Below are 346 nucleotides of genomic sequence, written 5' to 3'. Positions count from 1 at the left end.
TACAGCTCCTGTTGCGGAAGCCGTTGCAGGACTTACGTTTACCGTATAGGCCGTATTGTTGCCACTTGTTGCGGAAGTTACTGTGGTCGCCGTTCCTGCCAATACAGAACTGGTCTTGTCATTGGCAGCCACTACCGGAGCCAGATTCAATGCCGTACTACCCACACCGTTTACCGTTGTGGTCAGGTTTGAACCGGATAAGCTGGTAGTAACGCTATTCACTGCCGCTGCCGTAGCCACTACCCCGTTTACGGTTGATGTGAGTGTGTTGGTACCGTTATTAACCAAAGTGTTTGTGGTGGCAGGAACCAGGGCTGACTGGTTCACCCATGTTGGCGCGCCTGTC

1 pseudogene is annotated in these 346 nt (G+C 52.9%); it reads right to left on the bottom strand.

Annotated elements, in window-relative coordinates:
• A pseudogene (locus tag ASG38_RS00390) lies at nucleotides 1-346 on the bottom strand (hypothetical protein); the annotation flags it as partial.

The organism is Flavobacterium sp. Leaf359 (genome assembly GCF_001423985.1).
Lineage (GTDB): Bacteria > Bacteroidota > Bacteroidia > Flavobacteriales > Flavobacteriaceae > Flavobacterium > Flavobacterium lindanitolerans.
Note: the sequence above shows the minus strand (reverse complement) of the source record. Positions and strands in the feature narration are given on the sequence as shown.